The sequence below is a fragment of the Streptomyces sp. NPDC093568 genome, from assembly GCF_044764945.1.
Lineage (GTDB): Bacteria > Actinomycetota > Actinomycetes > Streptomycetales > Streptomycetaceae > Streptomyces.
This window is the reverse complement of record NZ_JBIWJD010000002.1, coordinates 665,526-681,594: the sequence shown is the minus strand read 5'-3', so window position 1 is coordinate 681,594 and position 16,069 is coordinate 665,526. Positions and strand designations below refer to the sequence as shown.

16 protein-coding genes are annotated in these 16,069 nt (G+C 72.8%); 4 read left to right on the top strand and 12 right to left on the bottom strand.

What is annotated here, in order from left to right; translation table 11 throughout:
- The first annotated feature begins 8 nt into the window (after window positions 1-8).
- The gene (locus ACIRD7_RS12545) at window positions 9-1,934 is read left to right on the top strand and encodes an AMP-dependent synthetase/ligase (protein ID WP_403452758.1); all 1,926 of its coding nucleotides are present in this window, start codon (window positions 9-11) and stop codon (window positions 1,932-1,934) included.
- Window positions 1,935-2,000: 66 nt separating this feature from the next.
- On the opposite strand, the gene ACIRD7_RS12540 is transcribed toward ACIRD7_RS12545, so the two are convergent.
- Genes ACIRD7_RS12540 through ACIRD7_RS12505 form a run of 8 tightly spaced genes read right to left on the bottom strand, consistent with a single transcriptional unit; the run spans window position 2,001 to window position 11,395 of the window.
- Window positions 2,001-3,146, bottom strand: a complete 1,146-nt coding sequence (locus tag ACIRD7_RS12540; RefSeq protein WP_403452756.1) for a GNAT family N-acetyltransferase — start codon at window positions 3,144-3,146, stop codon at window positions 2,001-2,003.
- Complete coding sequence (locus ACIRD7_RS12535) at window positions 3,143-3,808, bottom strand: lipopolysaccharide biosynthesis protein (RefSeq protein ID WP_403452754.1); 666 nt, start codon at window positions 3,806-3,808, stop codon at window positions 3,143-3,145. Before ACIRD7_RS12535 ends, ACIRD7_RS12540 begins: the two co-directional genes overlap by 4 nt.
- Complete coding sequence (locus ACIRD7_RS12530) at window positions 3,805-4,947, bottom strand: glycosyltransferase (RefSeq protein WP_403452752.1); 1,143 nt, start codon at window positions 4,945-4,947, stop codon at window positions 3,805-3,807. The genes ACIRD7_RS12535 and ACIRD7_RS12530 overlap by 4 nt, the downstream gene beginning before the upstream one ends.
- Window positions 4,944-5,735, bottom strand: coding sequence for a polysaccharide deacetylase family protein (locus ACIRD7_RS12525; RefSeq protein ID WP_403452750.1), 792 nt, complete (start codon window positions 5,733-5,735; stop codon window positions 4,944-4,946). Before ACIRD7_RS12525 ends, ACIRD7_RS12530 begins: the two co-directional genes overlap by 4 nt.
- Window positions 5,725-7,437, bottom strand: a complete 1,713-nt coding sequence (gene murJ / locus ACIRD7_RS12520; protein ID WP_403452748.1) for a murein biosynthesis integral membrane protein MurJ — start codon at window positions 7,435-7,437, stop codon at window positions 5,725-5,727. The genes ACIRD7_RS12525 and murJ overlap by 11 nt, the downstream gene beginning before the upstream one ends.
- Window positions 7,434-8,786, bottom strand: coding sequence for an O-antigen ligase family protein (locus ACIRD7_RS12515; protein WP_403452746.1), 1,353 nt, complete (start codon window positions 8,784-8,786; stop codon window positions 7,434-7,436). Before ACIRD7_RS12515 ends, murJ begins: the two co-directional genes overlap by 4 nt.
- Window positions 8,787-8,792: 6 nt before the next feature.
- On the bottom strand, window positions 8,793-10,259 hold the full coding sequence (locus tag ACIRD7_RS12510) for a sugar transferase (RefSeq protein ID WP_403452745.1): 1,467 nt from the start codon (window positions 10,257-10,259) through the stop codon (window positions 8,793-8,795).
- On the bottom strand, window positions 10,256-11,395 hold the full coding sequence (locus ACIRD7_RS12505) for a glycosyltransferase family 4 protein (RefSeq protein ID WP_403452743.1): 1,140 nt from the start codon (window positions 11,393-11,395) through the stop codon (window positions 10,256-10,258). Before ACIRD7_RS12505 ends, ACIRD7_RS12510 begins: the two co-directional genes overlap by 4 nt.
- A 333-nt stretch (window positions 11,396-11,728) precedes the next feature.
- On the opposite strand from ACIRD7_RS12505, the gene ACIRD7_RS12500 reads away from it, so the two are divergent.
- Together ACIRD7_RS12500 and ACIRD7_RS12495 are read left to right on the top strand one after the other, a co-directional pair.
- Window positions 11,729-12,373 carry a hypothetical protein gene (locus ACIRD7_RS12500; protein WP_403452741.1) on the top strand — a complete coding sequence of 215 codons (645 nt, stop codon included), beginning with the start codon at window positions 11,729-11,731 and terminating at the stop codon, window positions 12,371-12,373.
- A gap of 157 nt (window positions 12,374-12,530) precedes the next feature.
- Window positions 12,531-12,836: a hypothetical protein gene (locus ACIRD7_RS12495; protein WP_403453075.1), complete on the top strand. Its 306-nt coding sequence runs from the start codon at window positions 12,531-12,533 to the stop codon at window positions 12,834-12,836.
- Window positions 12,837-13,145: 309 nt separating this feature from the next.
- Here the strand turns inward: ACIRD7_RS12495 and ACIRD7_RS12490 are convergent, their stop codons facing one another.
- The 4 genes from ACIRD7_RS12490 to ACIRD7_RS12475 form a co-directional block, all read right to left on the bottom strand.
- A complete protein-coding gene (locus ACIRD7_RS12490) occupies window positions 13,146-13,466 on the bottom strand; it encodes a hypothetical protein (RefSeq protein ID WP_403452739.1) in 321 nt (106 codons plus the stop codon).
- A 65-nt stretch (window positions 13,467-13,531) separates the two neighbouring features.
- Window positions 13,532-13,852 carry a hypothetical protein gene (locus tag ACIRD7_RS12485; protein ID WP_403452737.1) on the bottom strand — a complete coding sequence of 107 codons (321 nt, stop codon included), beginning with the start codon at window positions 13,850-13,852 and terminating at the stop codon, window positions 13,532-13,534.
- A gap of 65 nt (window positions 13,853-13,917) precedes the next feature.
- A complete protein-coding gene (locus ACIRD7_RS12480; RefSeq protein WP_403452736.1) occupies window positions 13,918-14,259 on the bottom strand; it encodes a hypothetical protein in 342 nt (113 codons plus the stop codon).
- 443 nt (window positions 14,260-14,702) lie between these two features.
- A complete protein-coding gene (locus tag ACIRD7_RS12475) occupies window positions 14,703-15,098 on the bottom strand; it encodes a hypothetical protein (RefSeq protein ID WP_403452734.1) in 396 nt (131 codons plus the stop codon).
- Between the two features lie 215 nt (window positions 15,099-15,313).
- Here ACIRD7_RS12475 and ACIRD7_RS12470 point away from each other — a divergent pair, with 215 nt between their 5' ends.
- On the top strand, window positions 15,314-16,060 hold the full coding sequence (locus ACIRD7_RS12470) for a beta-glucanase (protein WP_403452732.1): 747 nt from the start codon (window positions 15,314-15,316) through the stop codon (window positions 16,058-16,060).
- The last annotated feature ends 9 nt before the right edge of the window (window positions 16,061-16,069 follow it).

Here is a 16,069-nt window from a genome sequence, read left to right as displayed (position 1 = left end):
GAGCCGACATGGGCGTACGCAAGGATCTGAAGCGGGCGAAGCAGCGCACCGACCTGATGGAGCGCACCGGGGTCGAGATCGCCAAGGACGGTGACGGCGTGGTCCGCGAGGCCCGTACCCCGCCCCTCGCGTCACCGCCCGCCACCGGCAGCATCGCCGACCTCCCCTTCGCCAACGCGGCGGAGGACGCCACCGCGGTCGTCCTCCGTCGCCGCCGGCACGGCACCTGGCGGCCGGTGACCGCCCAGACGTTCGCCCGGGAGGTCACCGCCGCCGCCAAGGGCCTGATCGCCGCCGGCCTCGAACCCGGCGGACGTGTGGCCGTGATGTCCCGCACCCGCTACGAGTGGACGGTCCTGGACTTCGCCATCTGGGCGGCCGGCGGCCAGAGCGTCCCCGTCTACGCCACGTCCTCCGCCGACCAGGTCGAATGGATCGTCCGCGACTCGGGCGCCCGCCACGTCGTCACCGAGACCGCGGAGCACACCGAGACGGTCACGACCGCCACCGCCCGCCATGAACAATCCCCGCACATATGGCAGTTGGACGCCGAGACGGCCGCCCTCGACGCCCTCACCGCCCTCGGCCGCGACCTCCCCGACGAGGAGGTCACCAAGCGCCGCGCCGCCCTCACCCCCGACACCATCGCGACCGTCTGCTACACCTCCGGCACCACCGGCAAGCCGAAGGGCTGCGTGCTCACCCACGCCAACCTGCACGCCGAGGCCGCCAACACCGTCGAACTGCTGCACCCCATCTTCAAGGAGGTCACCCGCCGGACCGCCTCGACGCTGCTGTTCCTCCCCCTCGCGCACATCCTCGGCCGCAGCCTCCAGATCGCCTGCCTGATGGCCCGCATAGAGATCGGCCACTGCCCGAGCATCAAGCCCGAAGAACTCCGCCCGGCCCTCAAGGAGTTCCGCCCGACCTTCCTCGTCGGCGTCCCGTACCTCTTCGAGAAGATCCATGACACCGGCCGCGCGACGGCCGAGAAGATGGGCCGCGCCGCCTCCTTCGACCGCGCCGACCGCATCGCCGTCCGCTTCGGAGAGGCCTACCTGCACAAGTTCCTCGGCACCGGCAAGGGCCCCGGCCCCGGCCTGTACGCCGCCTGGGCCCTGTACGACCTCCTCGTCTACCGCCGTGTCCGCAAGGAGCTCGGCGGCCGCATGAGCTACGCCATCAGCGGCGGCTCCCCGCTCGACCGCGACCTCAACCTGTTCTTCTACGCCGCCGGCATCGTCGTCTACGAGGGCTACGGCCTGACCGAGACGACGGCCGCCGCCACCATCGTCCCGCCGCTGAAGCCCCGCCCGGGCACCGTCGGCCGGCCCGTGCCCGGCACGGCCGTCCGCATCGCCGACGACGGCGAGGTGCTCATCAAGGGCGGCATCGTCTTCGGCTCGTACTGGAACAACCCGGCCGCCACCGACGCCGTGCTCCAGGACGAGTGGTTCGCCACCGGCGACCTCGGCTCCCTCGACGAGGACGGCTACCTCACCATCACCGGCCGCAAGAAGGACATCCTCGTCACCTCCGGCGGCAAGAACGTTTCCCCGGCCGTCCTGGAGGACCGCCTGCGCAGCCGCTCGCCCATCGGCCAGTGCCTCGTCGTCGGCGACAACCGCCCCTTCGTCGGCGCGCTGATCACCCTCGACCCGGAGGCGGTCGCCCACTGGCTCGCCGTACGCAAGCTGCCCGGCGACACCCCGCTGTCCGAGGTGATCCGGGATCCCCGGATGCGCGCGGCCGTCCAGAAGGCCGTCGACCACGCCAACGAAGCGGTCTCCCGGGCCGAGTCGATCCGCGCCTTCGTCCTGGTCGAGGGCGAGTTCACCGAGGACAACGGCATGCTCACCCCGTCCCTGAAGGTCAAGCGGCACGCGGTGACGGCGGCGTACGCGGACGAGATCGAGACCCTGTACGACCGCTGACGTACCGTTCGGCCGGCTTCGACCTGACGCCGCCGCCCCGGCCGGCACACCGGGGCGGCGGCGAGCTCACCGTCCGTCCGCGGCGGTCGCGGCGCCCTCGGAGCCCGCGCGGGCACGCAGGACCTCCTTGGCCCGGCGCCGGGCGGCGTCCTCGGCGACGGCGGCCGCCAGCAGTGGCAGGGTGCGGCCGCGGGCCAGCAGGAAGCGCTGGTTGACGGACCTCTGCGGACACCAGCGGTACTTGTACGGCTCCTCGCCGCGCAGCATGCTCAGCGTCCGGACCTGGCCGGGCACCCGGGGCTCGGCGGACACCAGGTGCCCGGTCACCGCGTCCAGCAGCATCGTCGCCACGTCCACGTTGCGCCGGCGCAGCCCCGGGTGGAAGCCGTACAGGTACATGCCCGCCATCCGCCCCGACAGCAGCATGACGTTGACCGCCACCACCGAACCGTCGAGCACGAACTCCGTCGTCGCGACCTCCCCGCTCCGGGCCAGCGGGACCGCCGCCCGGACCAGGTGCTCCAGGAACCGCGGCCGCAGATGCTCGGTCGTGACCCCTCTGCCCTCCCACTGCAGCCGGTGCAGTTCGAGGAGCCGGCGCAGCGCCGCCTCGGTCTCGTCGTCGCCCACCACCCGCCACTGGATGCCGAGCTTGCCCAGGTGTTTCACCTTCGTGCGGGTCCGCCGGGCGCGGGCCACCGGCAGCCGCCCGACCAGCTCGCCCATCGGAAGGGCGGGCAGGTCCAGGCACACCGAGCCCCGCGTGCGGTGCCGCGGGCCGCGCCAGCACAGAAAGACCCGCTCCATCGCGCCGCCCGCCCGCACCTCCCCGAAGTCGACGAGCGCGGTGCGGGCCAGCTCGCCCAGGCCGTTCGCCAGCGCCGTCGCGGCCGGCACGGCCACCGTCTCGTCCACGAGCACGTCGCAGAAGTCGGTGATGGTGCCGCCGATCGGCACCAGCGTCGGCAGCGGCCGGCGCACCCGCATCAGCGGCGCCACCGCCACCAGTTCACCGCCGCGGCGCACCAGGACCAGCCGCAGCGCGCCCGGGGTGCCGTAAGACAGCCACCAGGAGTGCAGCCAGGCGTGGCTCTGGAACGGCGTCGCCGACGGGCACGCCCGGTAGAGGCGGTCCCAGTCCCCGGCCAGCTCGGCGAAGGCGCGCCCGTCGGTGCACACCTCCACCGACAGCGCGTTTCCCGGCGCCGTCATCCACGGGTCCCGTGGGCGTCGGCGGCGTTGGCCGGACCGGGCACCGACGCCCGGCTCACGTCCTCCTCGTCCTCGGTCCGCCGCGGCCGGGCCAGCAGCGCGAGCCCGCCCAGCAGCCCGCCGGCGCTGCCGCCCACGAGCGCGGTCAGCGCCGGGGACGCGGACGACGGCTCGGTCGGCTTCAGGGCCCTGGACAGGCCCTCCAGCTTGATGCCGGTCTCCTCCTTGGCGTGGTCGGCGTGCGTCAGGAGCGCGCGGGACACGGCGTTGGCGATGTCGACGGCCTGCGCGGGGCTCGACGAGGTCGCCGAGACCGCGACCATCGGCGCGTCCGGGGAGGTCGCCACGTCCACGCTCTCGCGCATGGTCGCCACCGGCACCCCCGCCCACACCTGCGCGTCCCCGAGCACCGCGAGCTGCTTGGCCACCCGGCCGTAGGCCTGCGCGAAGCCGAGGGCGTCGGTGCAGTCGGCCTCGGTCGTGCCGTTGGGCACGGCGACGACGGAACTCGTCGCCGTGTACTGCGGCGGCCTGAACTGGCCGTAGGCGCCGCCGGCCACGGCGCCGAGCGCGGCGGCGGCCGGCAGCCACCACCACTTGGGCACCCGCTTCACCGGCGCACGGTCGGACAGCGGGGTACGCCCACCGGGGTTGTCCGTCATGAGGTACTCACTTCCAGGTTCGAGCCGGACAGAGCGGCCGTGTACAGATCCATCAGCTGCCGCGCGGTGCGCGCGATGTCGTAGCGGCGTACGACCTCCGGGGCGCTGCGTTCGCCGGGACCCGACGCCCGCAGCCGAAGCAGCTCGCGGGCGAAGGCCCCGGCGCCGCCGGTGACCCGCCGGGCGGCGGGCGCCGCGTCCGGCGGCAGGTCCTCCACGGCCGGGCAGCTCGCGTACAGCACGGGGAGCCCGGCCGCCAGCGCTTCCACCACGGCCAGGCCGAAGGACTCCTCCGGCGACGGCGAGGCGAGCGCGTCCATCGCGGACAGCAGCGCGACCAGGCCGGGCGCCCGGTCGCCGGGGCCGGGCAGATAGGGCCGCTCGCCCGTCAGCACCACCCGGTCCGCGACCCCGAGATCCCGGGCGGTGCGCAGCAGCACCGTCTCCTCGGGCCCGCCGCCGACCAGCAGCAGCCATACGTCGCCGGGCAGCAGGGCCAGCGCCCGCAGCAGCAGGTCGAAGCGCTTGCCCGGCGTGAGCCGCCCCACTCCGCCGACGACGAACGCGTTCTGGGGCAGCCCGTGGACCGCCCGCGCCTCCTTGCGGAGTGCCTCGTCGTAGCGGAACCGGGGCGCGTCGATGCCGTTCGGGATGACGCGGATGCGCTGCCCGGGCACCCCCCAGTGCCGCAGCCGTTCGGCCACCGTCGGCGAGACGGCGACCGTGGTGTGGCCGAGGCGCTCGCCGGCCAGGTACAGCCCGCGCACGCCGGCGGTGCGCGGGCGGCCCTCCAGGCGGGTCGCGCCGATGGAGTGCTCGGTGGCCACGACGGCCGTGACTCCCGCGAGACGCGCCGCGAGCCGGCCGTACAGGCAGGCCCGGTACAGATGGGTGTGCACCAGGTCGTAGCCGCCGTCGCGGATCAGCCGGGTGAGGCGGGGCAGCGCCCCGAGGTCGCGGTTGCCGGTCATCCCGAGATGGGTGACCTGCACACCGTCGGCGGTCAGACCCGCGGCGACCGGGCCGGGGTTGGTCAGGGTCACCACGTCGCACCGCGCGGGCAGGTGCCGCAGCAGCAGCCGCAGTTGCTGTTCCGCGCCGCCCACGCCGAGGCCGGTGATGACGTGCAGGGCCTTCACACCGCCTCCAGGGCGCGGCCGAAGACCCGGGCCAGGCGTCGCTTCAGCTCCAGCCGCAGCGCGGTGTCGGCCTCCCCGATGTGGATGCGGGGCAGCGCGAGGTCGCCCGATCCGGCGGGGCCGGCGGAGACCGCGCAGGCGTAGCGGTAGCCGGCCCGGTCCACGGCGTCGACGGCCCGCTCGTCGAGATGGCCGTACGGGTAGCAGAACCCCTCGACCTCCTCGCCGGTGATCCGGGCGAGCCGGTCCCGGCTCTCGACGACCTCGGTGTGCAGCAGGTCGTCGCCGGCCCTGGTCAGATCGACGTGGGTCAGCCCGTGCGAGGCGATCTCCATGCCCGCGTCCGCGGCGATGCGGATGCCCTCGACGTCGAGGAGCTGCTTGCGCGGGCCCGTGGCCTCCCAGTCGTTCTCGCCGCCGAGCAGTCCGGACAGCACGAACACGGTCGCCGTGAAACCCCAGCGGTGCAGCACGGGCAGGGCGGTGGTGACGAAGTCGGAGTACCCGTCGTCGAAGGTGAGCCCCACCATGCCGCGCTCCTGGCCGCGGGCGCGCGCGTCGAGCAGCTCGCGCATGCTCACCCCGCGCAGTCCGTGCCCGGCCAGCCAGGCGAACTGCCGTTGCAGACGCCCGGGGGTGACGGTGATGTTGTGCGGGTCGTCCGGGCAGTTCGAGACGGAGTGGTACATGGCCACCCAGACGGCGGGCCGCCGCCTGTGGTGTCCCCGGAAGACCGGTTCGGGATCGGGTTCGGCCGCGCGCGGGGCGGCGGTGGTGTCAGCGACCATGGCGAAGCTTTCGGGTGAGGGAGCTACGGACGGAATGCGTGACGGGAAGCAGCAGGGTGCGGGCGCCGGCCACGTCGAGGAACCAGGCCAGCAGCAGGAAGACGGCGGGCACGCTCACACAGCAGACGGCGACGGCCGCCGCCGGTGAGGCGAACGGGCTCGCGCACAGCAGCCCGGCCCCGGTGGCGCAGAAGGCCGCGCGCACCGGCCGGTTCAGCTGGGCGACGAACGGGCGGACCCGCACGGGCACCGCGCGCGACCCCAGCCCCAGCAGCAGGAGCAGGGCGGTGAGGGTGATGCCGGCCGCGTTGGCCGCGGCGATGCCGCGCGCGCCCCACGGGTCGACGGCCCAGGCGCTGATGCCGGCGGTGGCGAGCGCGCCCACGCCCATCGCGCCGAGCGGGAACCAGGTGGTGCGGCCGGTCGAGAAGTACGACCGTACGAGCGCCCCCACCAGCGTCTGCCCGAGCAGCCCGAGCGCGTACACCCGCATGACGGCGGCGGTGGCGGCGGTGTCCTGCGCGGTGAACGCGCCGCGCTGGAACAGCAGTTGGACGAGCTGCGGGGCGCAGGCCACGACCACGGCGGCGCCCAGCAGGACGACGCAGGCCATCAGCAGCAGATCCCGCTCCACCCGCTCCCCGGCCCGCCGGGTGTCGCCCTCGGCGATGGCCCGCGCCACCACCGGGAAGGTGACGACGCACACCATCATCGACAGTGACATCGGCAACTGGGCGACCTTCTGCGCGTAGTTGAGGTGCGAGATGGCCCCGGCGGGCAGCCCGGAGGCGAAGTAGCGCTCGATGAGCACCTGCGACTGCCGGCACAGCACGAACAGCAGCACCGCGAGGACGAGCCCGACCACGACCGCCCGCCCGCCGTCACCGTCCCCCTCGCTCAGCACCCCCGGCTCGGGCCGCTCCCGCCGCCCGGCGATCCGCCGCCACAGCGACGGCACCTGTACGGCGACCATCAGGCACCCGCCGATCGCCACACCGAGAGCGGCGGACCGTACGCCCCACCGCTCGGCGAGCACGAGCATCGTCGCGATGATCACGACGTTGTACGCGATGTAGATGCCGCCCGGGGCCAGATAGTCGCCGTGGGCCCGCAGCGCCGCGCTGCAGTACCCCGCCAGTCCGAAACTGAGGACGCACGTCGCCGTCAGCCGGGTGCAGGACACGGCCAGGGACGGGTCGGGCAGGCCGGGCGCGAGGAGGGAGACCACCAGCGGCGCCCCGGCCGCCAGCACGGCGGCGCTGCCGGCGAGCGCCAGGCACAGCCGGGGCAGCGAGGCGGCGACCAGGGCGCGCACGGGGTCGGGGGAGCCCGCCCCGCCCGCCCGCCGCGCCAGCGCCACACTGAACGCGGGCACCAGCACGAAGGCCATGCCGTCCTCGATCAGCAGCGTCGACGCCATCTCGGGCACCGTCCACGCCACCAGGAACGCGTCGCTCTCCGCCCCCGCCCCGAACAACTGCGCCAGCACCTGATCCCGCCCGAGCCCGAGCAGGGCCCCGGCCATCGACAGGGCGGCGGTGAGCAGGGTCGCGCGGGCGAGGAAGCGGCTGGAGACGGGGGCGGGCCGAGCGCCCCGCTCGTGGCCGGGGCGGCTCTGCGCCGACGCGCCCGCCCGGTCCGGGAGTCCGTCGGCCGGCAGCGTGGTGATCGCCTCCGCCGGCGGCGTCGCTGGTGGCCTCATCGGGGGGTCGATTCCGCGGCCGGGGTCTGCGTCCCGTCGCCGGACAGGGCCCACCACGCGGCGAGGCCGAAGCAGATGGACGTGAGGACCGTGGAGGGGCCGCCGATGTCGGCGTAGAGGAAGTTGACGAGCTGCCACACGAGCAGTCCGCAGGCCGGGAACGCGCAGTCCCGGGCGCGCCCGACACCTCGCCGGACCCGGCGCAGCACGCACAGCGCCAGGACCAGCCAGCCGCCGACGACGGTGGCCAGGCCCAGCAGGCCCTGCTCGCTCAGGATCAGCAGGTACATGTTGTGCGGGGAGAGCAGGGGCTGGCGCCGATAGGCCTGCCCCGCCCCCGCGGTGTCGCTGCCCGAGGACAGCGCGAGCGAGGCGTGGCCGTCCCGCTGCGCCGGAAAGGCCTTCAGTCCCACGCCGGTCACCGGGTGCTCGCGCCACATGTCGGTCGCCGCCGCCCACATGGTGTACCGGTCGACGACCGACTGGTCCGGCGCGTCGGTGACCTGCGTGATGCTGGTCAGCCGCTCCTCCAGCGCGGTCGCGCCCACACCGAGCCCGCCCACCAGCACCACCGTGAGCGCGATCAACGCGCCGAACACCTTCGCCGCCTGGCGCACCCCGACCAGCAGCAGCTGCGCCGCGCAGGCCGCCGCCGTCGCGATCCAGGCACCCCGGCTGAAGGACAGCGCGAGCGGAACGAGCAGCGCCAGCGCGATCGCGACGGCCACCACCCGCTGCCGCCGGTCCCGCGCCCCGAGCGCGATCCCGGCAGCGGCGACCACCCCGAACGCCACGACGTTGGCCATCCCCATCACGTCGGACGCCCCGAAGGTGCCCACGGCCCGGATGTTCGCCCCCTGATACGAGGCCCCGGTCGCGGTGAGGTACTGCTTCACGCCGATCGCGCCCTGCCACAGGGCGAGACCGACCATGGACCACAGCACCGGCCGGGCGTCCCGGCGGTCCCGCACCAGCAGCAGCACCGCGACCGGGACGAGCACGAACACCTGGACGTAGCGGACCAGTCCGGTGAGCGCGTCACCGGCACTCACCGCCCCCGCCGCGGCCACCGCGATGCCCACCACGGGCAGCCCGAACACCACCACCGCGGTCCGCGTCAGCGGACGCCCGCCACGCAGCACGGCGTGCGCGACGGCCCACAGCACCAGCAGCCCCGACGCCGCGTCGGCGGGCGAGGCGGAGCTGTCCGACGCGACCGGCAGCCCCAGCAGGGCGACGACCGCCACGATCGGCAGCACCGGCAGGACGGAACGGGCCCGGCGCAGCGCGGGCACCGGCCCGGCCACCGCGAGCGGGGGAGCGGGCGGGGCGGTCGTGGTCGTGCTCATCTGCGTTCAGCTCCCCGTCGGCCGGACGAACTGGGCCGCCGTGCGCAGCAGGATGCAGACGTCCTGCCACAGCGACCAGTTGTCGATGTAGGCGTTGTCGTAGCGGCACCGGTCCTCGATCGAGGTGTCCCCGCGCAGGCCGTTGATCTGGGCGAGCCCGGTGATGCCGGTCGGCATCCGGTGCCGGGCCGGATAGCCGGCGTGGGCCTGGCTGAACTCGGCGACGAAATAGGGCCGTTCGGGCCTCGGCCCGACCAGGCTCATGTCTCCGCGGAAGACGTTCCACAGCTGGAGCAGCTCGTCCAGCGAGGTCCGGCGCAGGAAGTGGCAGAAGCGGCTCATGTCCTGGTCGTTCGCCACGCTCCACCGGGTCGCCGCCTCGTGCGCGTCGGCCGGACGGTGGGTGCGCAGCTTCAGCATCGTGAACGGCTGCCCGTCCTTGCCGATCCGCTCCTGCCGGAACACCACGCCCGGCCCGTCCATGACCCGCAGCACGGCCGCGCAGACCAGCAGCACCGGGCCCGCCAGCACCAGCAGCGCCCCGGAGAGCACCACGTCGAGCGCCCGCTTGCCCACACCGCCGGGCCGCCACCCGCCCTGCGGCCGCAGCAGCCGACGGGAGAATCCGGCCAGATGCCCCGCACCCGGGCGGTGCCCGCCCGCGCCGTACGACGGCGGATCCGCGTCCAGCTCCCACAGCACGCATCCGTGCCCGGCCAACGCCCTTAGCACGGCGGACTGTTCGACCCGGGTGGCGGCGCCCACGACGAGCACCGTGCGCACCCCGTTCTGGATCAGCGCCCGCCGTGCCTCCAGCACCGTGGTGAGCACCGGCAGTTCGGCCTCGGCGCCGGTACCGCCGAGGACCTCGGCGTCGTCGGCGACGACGCCCACCGGCCGTACTCCGCAGTCCGGTTGGCGCAGCAGCGCGGCCGAGACCCGCCGGGCCGTGACGAGGGGGCCGACCACCAGGGCGGGTGCGGGCCGCAGCCGCAGCGCCCGGCAGCGCAGCCCGTGCACCGCGGCCCGGCCCGCGCAGGCCGTCGCGCAGTGCGCGGCGACCGCACCGGCCAGCACGGCCAACGGCAGCGAGCGCAGCGGCGAGAGCGCGGCCACGGCCGCCCACGCGACGGCGATCCGGCCGCAGACGGCGGGGAGTTCGTCGAGCATGCCGGGAACCGCGGAGGTGTCGTAGAGCCGGGCCCGCCGGTTCAGTCCCAGCACGGCGACCGCCAGTACGGCGAAGACCAGTGGGTACCTGTGCGGCGCGGGCAGCACCAGGACGCCCAGCAGGACGGCACCGCCGTCGACGAACCACAGGGGGGCCGGGGAGATCCGGCGCGGCCGGCGCAGCCGGCGCCCTTCGGTTCCCCGCCGCCCGGCGGCCGGGCCGCGCGGGGGGAGGACGGAGACGGCGCCCTGGGGCACCCGCTGCTGCCCCGCCGGTGAGGCAACGGAACTTTCCGCGGTCATGTGGTGGTGCACTTCCTGCCCTCGTCGGATCCGCCGACCCGCGCGGCGTCGAGGCCGAGCAGCTCGCGGTACAGGTCGGTCACGGCGCCCGTGGCCCGTCGCAGATCGTGGGCGTCGAGCACATGCGTAAGGCCCTGTGCGCCCAGCGCCGCGCGCAGCGGCTCGTCCCCCAGCAGCGCGGTGACGGCCTGCGCCAGCGCGCCGGGGTCCTCCGACGGCACCAGGCACGTCGGCCGCAGACCCGGCGGAAGGCTCTCGTGCGCCCCGTCCACATCCGTGACTACGACCGGCCGGGCGCACGCCATGGCCTCCAGCGGGGCGAGCGCCATGCCCTCCCAGCGCGAGGGCAGAACCACCACGTCGGCGGCCCGGTACCAGGAGGCGGTGTCCTGCGTCGCGCCGGCGAACTGCACGGACGGCGGCGCGACACGGCGCAGCCGCTCCGCGTCCGGACCGTCGCCGACCAGCACCAGCCGGGCCCGGGGCACCTCCCGCACCACCTCGGGCCAGGCCGCCAGAAGAACGTCCTGCCCCTTCTGGCGGCACAGCCGGCCCACGCACACGACGAGCGGCCCCGGCCCGGTGCGCGCGCGTTCCCCGTCCGGCCGGAACACCCGGGTGTCGACTCCGTTGGGGATCACATGCCACCGGGCGCTGACGCCGGACCGGTGCCCGGTACGCCGCTCGGCCTCACTCACGCAGAGCACCCGTGTCGCCCACCGGGCGCCGTACCGTTCCCAGCCCACGGCCAGCCGCGCCATGACGCCGTGCGCGGCCTCGAAGGACCAGGCGTGCGGCTGAAAGACGGTGGGGAGAGCGCCGCGCACCGCCAGCCGGGCCGCCAGCCCCGCCTTCGCGCTGTGCGCGTGCACCAGGTCCGGCCGCACCTCCCGCACCAGCCACGCCAACCGCCGTACCTCGGCCGGAAGCCGGTGCCCCGGTGCGCGGGTCGCGTCCCAGAGCAGGGTCCGGCCGCCCAGCTCGCGCACGTCGTACGCCAGCGTGCCGCCCCGCGGACAGGCCACGCTCACCCGCAGGCCCGCGGCGAGTTGCGCCGCCACGAGGTCCGTCACGACCCGTGCGACACCCCCCTCGACGGGCTGGGCGACGTGCAGGATGTGCGGCGCGATGCGCATGACCGATGCTGCCCTTCCGAAGAAATGAGTCCGAACCAGTAACAAGATGTGTGGCTCGCGTTCCCGGGTTAAGATCCCGCTCCTGTTGGCGAGGGCCTGTGGGGCAACCGGCTTCGTGGATTCAGCGGATTAGCAGTACCAGCCACTTATCCATTTTTACTTCGATCCGCTCAACAGTGTTGGAACGGCAGCGTTTTCCGAGTTGTTTCCCTGTGGGACCACCCATTCGGAGTCGCGGTGCGGGGTGATCTCTTCGGAATGCCGCGCGGTTGCGCGCGCACCGTGCCGGTTTAACGGTGATCGCACGATCCGAAAATCGCTCCAGGAGACTCCATGCCTGCATCGACAACCCGGCACATCGTCACTTCGACTCTCTGCGCGGCCCTTCTCCTCGGAACGGTGGCGGCGCCCGCGCTCGCCGACACCCGCTCCGACTCCCCGGCCCCCGCAGCCCCCGCCCGGACCGCCCTCCAGGACCAGAACCGCGAGCTGGCCGGCCTCGGCACCGTACTGACCCCGGTGACCCGCCTGTTGGACAGCGCGCTGGCGGCGGACGACGACCCGCTCACCGCAGCGGAGGAGAAGGAGATCGAGGAACTCGCCGAGGCCGCGAAGGAGGCCATCGCCGAGGCCCGCGAGGAAGCCGAAGAGGCGAGGAAGGAAGCCCTGCTGGAAAGGGACGAAGCCCTGAAGGAAAGGGACGAAGCCCTCGCCGAGGCCCAGAAGGAGATCGAGGAGGCCAGGAAGGAGGCCCTCGCCGAGGCCGGGGTCACCGCGTCGGATTCCACCCTGCCCGCCCAGTCCTCCGAGGACGCGCTGAGCGCCCTCAGCGAGGCGCTGGACGCGCTGCTCGGCGCGCTCACCTCCAGCACCACCAGCTCCGAGAAGGTGGACGCCTCGGCCGGCAACGTGCTGGAGGCCCTCCTGAACGCCACCCTCGGCACGCTCCTCGGCACCGTGTCCGGGGCAGGTGCCTGAGGCAGTCGCCGATCCGCAGGACCCGTTGTGCCGGCCGGTCCGGCACAACGGGTCTTTTCGTATGAGTTCCCGGAACTTACCGCCGCAGAGTTTCCCGGGCGCTTCCCGGGTCGTTAGCCCAGGAGAACGAGACCGGATTTACCTGGAAAGGAACATGATGAAGAACCTGAAGGCTGCTGCCGTTGTCGCCGGCTCCCTTGCCATCGCCGGCGCGGCTGTTCCCGCCTCCGCGGTGGACATGTCGGGGCACGGCCTCGTAGAGAACGGTAAGACGGTCGCCCGTAGCCTCCCCACCGCCGCCAAGCTGCCGACGAGCTACGTGGGCGGCAATGTGAAGCGCACGGCCGACCAGGTGAAGACGGGTGTGAAGGACTCGGGCGTGGTGAAGACCCCCGTGGTCGGCGGCACCCTGCCGAACCCGGTCGACGGCCGGCTGCTCGGTGGCCTCCCGCTCAACAGGTGACTTCTGTCGGGTGACTTCGAAGGGCCGGCTCCGAATTCCTCGGAGTCGGCCCTTCGTCATGTGCGGCGGAGTGTGATTTTCGGCGCCGTTGGGCCGAACGGACGACGGGGGGTGACCGCCGTGGCGGCAGCCACGTTATTCCCAGTGAATGGGCGCTCTTTCCTCCTTGCCGGCGCTCTCCGCAAAGCCGTGGGCCCCGTCCGCTTTCCCATCCGGACGGGGCCCCACGGCTTTGCGGAAAGCGGGTGCGCCGAACGCCGTTGGCGGTCCGCCGGAGTTCCGGCGGACCGCCAACGGGTGAAGCAGTACTCAGAGGATGATGCCGCCGGTGTACAGCGCGCCCCGCCCCTGCTCGATCTTGTCGGTGTTGCAGGCGGCGTAGTGCGAGTTCGGGGCGACGGTGCCGGCCAGGACGGCGCCGTTCGACCACGGGGCGAGGCAGCGAGCGTCGAGGACGGCGCCGTTGACGACGGCGAGTCCCTGCTGCGGCTCGTTCACGACGACCGGGGCCGACGAGAAGTCGCTGCCGCCCTTGACGGTGGTGGTGTCGCTGTCGGCCGTGGCGGAGCCCCCGGTCGCCAGGACGATGCCCGCGGCAAGGGCGGAGATGGCCGTAACCTTGTTACGCATGAGTTGAGCCTTTCCGGGCTGCGTTCGGGTGATTCACCTGATCCGAATCGTTCGGAGCAGGGGGGTCAGAGGATCAGGCCGCCCTTGTGGACGGAGTAGCGCCCCTGCTCGACCTTGTCGGTGTTGCAGGCGGCGTACTTCGAGTTCGGGGCCACGGTGCCGGCGAGGACGGCGCCGTTCGACCACGGCACGGCGCAGCGCAGGTCGGCGACCGTGCCGTTGACAATGAGAACGCCCTGCTGCGGCTCGTTCACGACGACCGGGGCCGACGAGAAGTCGCTGCCGCCCTTGACGGTGGTGGTGTCGCTGTCGGCCGTGGCGGAGCCCCCGGTCGCGAGGACGATGCCCGCGGCAAGGGCGGAGATGGCCGTAACCTTGTTACGCATGAATTGCGCCTTTCCGGGTGGCGTTTGGGTGATTCACCTGGACCGAATCGTTCGGAGCAGGGGGGTCAGAGGATCAGGCCGCCGTAGTGGACGGCGTTGCGCGCCTGCTCGACCTTGTCGGTGTTGCAGGCGGCGTACTTCGAGTTCGGCGCGGCGACGCCACCGAGCACGGCTCCGTTGGACCACGGGGCGAGGCAGCGACCGTCGATGAGGGTGCCGTTGACGACGAGGACGCCCTGCTGGGGGGCGTTCACGACGACCGGGCCGGACGAGAAGTCGTCACCGCCCTTGACGGTGGTCGTCTTGCCCTTGCCGTCGTACCCGCCACCACCGGCGGAGGCGATGCCGGCGGCGCTGACAACGGTGGTGAGGGCGAGGGCCGTGATGACCGCGAACTTCTTGGGCAACGTGGTTCCTTCCTGAATTCACGGTTGCGCACGCTTACGAAAAGGAAACCCGTATATGCACGCATAAGTCACGGTGGGAACATTCAAACGTGGGCAGATTCCATCGGATGGCGCAACCCGACAGTCCATACGGCGGAGTCCGCTTAACTCTCATTACCGAGGAAGGTCCGTGGAAATGTTTGTCCGGTTCGGTCCGAATGGATTCCGGACGGCCCGACCGCGGACATGCGTCCGGCCCACCGACGAGGGGGCCGGTGGGCCGGAGCAATGGTTCACGGGCGCCGATGGGCGCGTGGGCCCGCCGTGTACGGAGCTGGAACTGCGGGTACCGGTCCAGCGTCCGGGCCTGCCGACGGTGACCGGGCGCCGAGAACCGGATCAGAGTCTCGGAATTCCGGTCCCGTTATTCGCCGGTGCGGCCGACTCGTAAGGCTGCCGGGTCGTCACTTGTTGGGAAGCAGGGTGCCGATTCCCGCGGCGGTCGGCGCCTTCAGCGGACGGACCTGCACGGAACCGCTGCCCGCGGGGTTCTTCACCGGAATGGTGGGCTTCTTGGCCGCGTCCGGGTCCATGCCGTCCAGGTAGATGCCGGACATCGGCTGTCCCGGGGACTTCTTGTCGAACGCGCTGCCCTTGGCGACTCCGCCGTCCCGGGCCAGCCGCGTCACGACATCGGCGGCCGGCACGACCGCCGGGCTCACGTGGGTCGGGGACACGAGCCCGAGCGGGCCGCTGGAGCTTCCCGAACCACCGGTGGCGGCCGACGCCGCAACGGCGGAACCACCGACGAGACCCGCACCGATCGCCAACGCCGCAGTGGTGAAAACTGCCTTCTTCATGATTCACCTCGCTTGAAAGTACCTCTGATCCAACGGTTGGAGAACATAGCAGTCCATCAGCACTGGAAAAGCGACGCGTTACTCCATACGCATGAAAGTCTCCCGAGTGAAGAATGCAATGTACAGGGGCATTCGGAGGGATTGACAGTTGGTCCGCGAATCAATTGATCGTATGGTGCTTCCGGTTCGAGAGGGCTGCCTGCATGATCGGAAATATGAAATTCAGCGCCCTGCTCGACCTGATCACCGGTGGTGACAAATTCCCGGCGCCTCCGGCTCCCGGCGGATCGCCCGTCTGGGCGGAGGAGTTCGACGGCCCGATCGCCTGGGGCACCCGGTGGGTCGGCGACCGGACCAGCGCCTTCCGGTACTGCGACCACAACCCGGACGACAACAAGCTCGACCGGCTCGACCCCGCGTGCGTGAGCGTGTCCGGCGGCATGGCCACCTTCGTCGCCGTCCCGGACGGCCGCCCCCTCGAGAACGGGCGGGAGGCCTGGCGCACCGGGCTGCTCACCACCGAGTACTCCGCCGAGGGCTTCCAGGTGCGCACCGGCGACCTCGTCGAGATCCGCGTCCGGCTGCCTTTCGGCACCGGCGCCTGGCCGGCCCTGTGGACCTGGAAGGACGGCGCGAACGAGGTCGACACCTTCGAGTACCACCCGGACAACCCGCACGTGCTGGAGCTGTCCAACCACGTCCGCGGCGCGGCCTCGTACTTCACCGACATCGACGCGGTCGCCCCGGGCCGCTGGGTGACCATCGGCACGCGGTACGGCGCGCGGTGCGTCGAGTGGTACGTGGGCGGCGCGTGCGTCTTCTCCGACGGCGTCGGCGTCGGCCCCGACTGGTCGGCGTATCTGATCCTGAACCTGTCGCTGAGCGCCGGCGAGTACCACCCCGCGCCCCGCTCCCCGCAGCCGATCACCTTCGACGTCGACTATCTCCGCGTCTACCGCTGAGGGGTGCGC

Coding starts and splice junctions, on each gene's coding strand:
- ACIRD7_RS12545 (WP_403452758.1), top strand. CDS start 9: ATGGGCGTACGCAAGGATCTGAAGCGGGCGAAGCAGCGCACCGACCTG.
- ACIRD7_RS12540 (WP_403452756.1), bottom strand. CDS start 3,146: ATGACGGCGCCGGGAAACGCGCTGTCGGTGGAGGTGTGCACCGACGGG.
- ACIRD7_RS12535 (WP_403452754.1), bottom strand. CDS start 3,808: ATGACGGACAACCCCGGTGGGCGTACCCCGCTGTCCGACCGTGCGCCG.
- ACIRD7_RS12525 (WP_403452750.1), bottom strand. CDS start 5,735: ATGGTCGCTGACACCACCGCCGCCCCGCGCGCGGCCGAACCCGATCCC.
- murJ (WP_403452748.1), bottom strand. CDS start 7,437: ATGAGGCCACCAGCGACGCCGCCGGCGGAGGCGATCACCACGCTGCCG.
- ACIRD7_RS12515 (WP_403452746.1), bottom strand. CDS start 8,786: ATGAGCACGACCACGACCGCCCCGCCCGCTCCCCCGCTCGCGGTGGCC.
- ACIRD7_RS12510 (WP_403452745.1), bottom strand. CDS start 10,259: ATGACCGCGGAAAGTTCCGTTGCCTCACCGGCGGGGCAGCAGCGGGTG.
- ACIRD7_RS12505 (WP_403452743.1), bottom strand. CDS start 11,395: ATGCGCATCGCGCCGCACATCCTGCACGTCGCCCAGCCCGTCGAGGGG.
- ACIRD7_RS12500 (WP_403452741.1), top strand. CDS start 11,729: ATGCCTGCATCGACAACCCGGCACATCGTCACTTCGACTCTCTGCGCG.
- ACIRD7_RS12495 (WP_403453075.1), top strand. CDS start 12,531: ATGAAGAACCTGAAGGCTGCTGCCGTTGTCGCCGGCTCCCTTGCCATC.
- ACIRD7_RS12490 (WP_403452739.1), bottom strand. CDS start 13,466: ATGCGTAACAAGGTTACGGCCATCTCCGCCCTTGCCGCGGGCATCGTC.
- ACIRD7_RS12485 (WP_403452737.1), bottom strand. CDS start 13,852: ATGCGTAACAAGGTTACGGCCATCTCCGCCCTTGCCGCGGGCATCGTC.
- ACIRD7_RS12475 (WP_403452734.1), bottom strand. CDS start 15,098: ATGAAGAAGGCAGTTTTCACCACTGCGGCGTTGGCGATCGGTGCGGGT.
- ACIRD7_RS12470 (WP_403452732.1), top strand. CDS start 15,314: ATGAAATTCAGCGCCCTGCTCGACCTGATCACCGGTGGTGACAAATTC.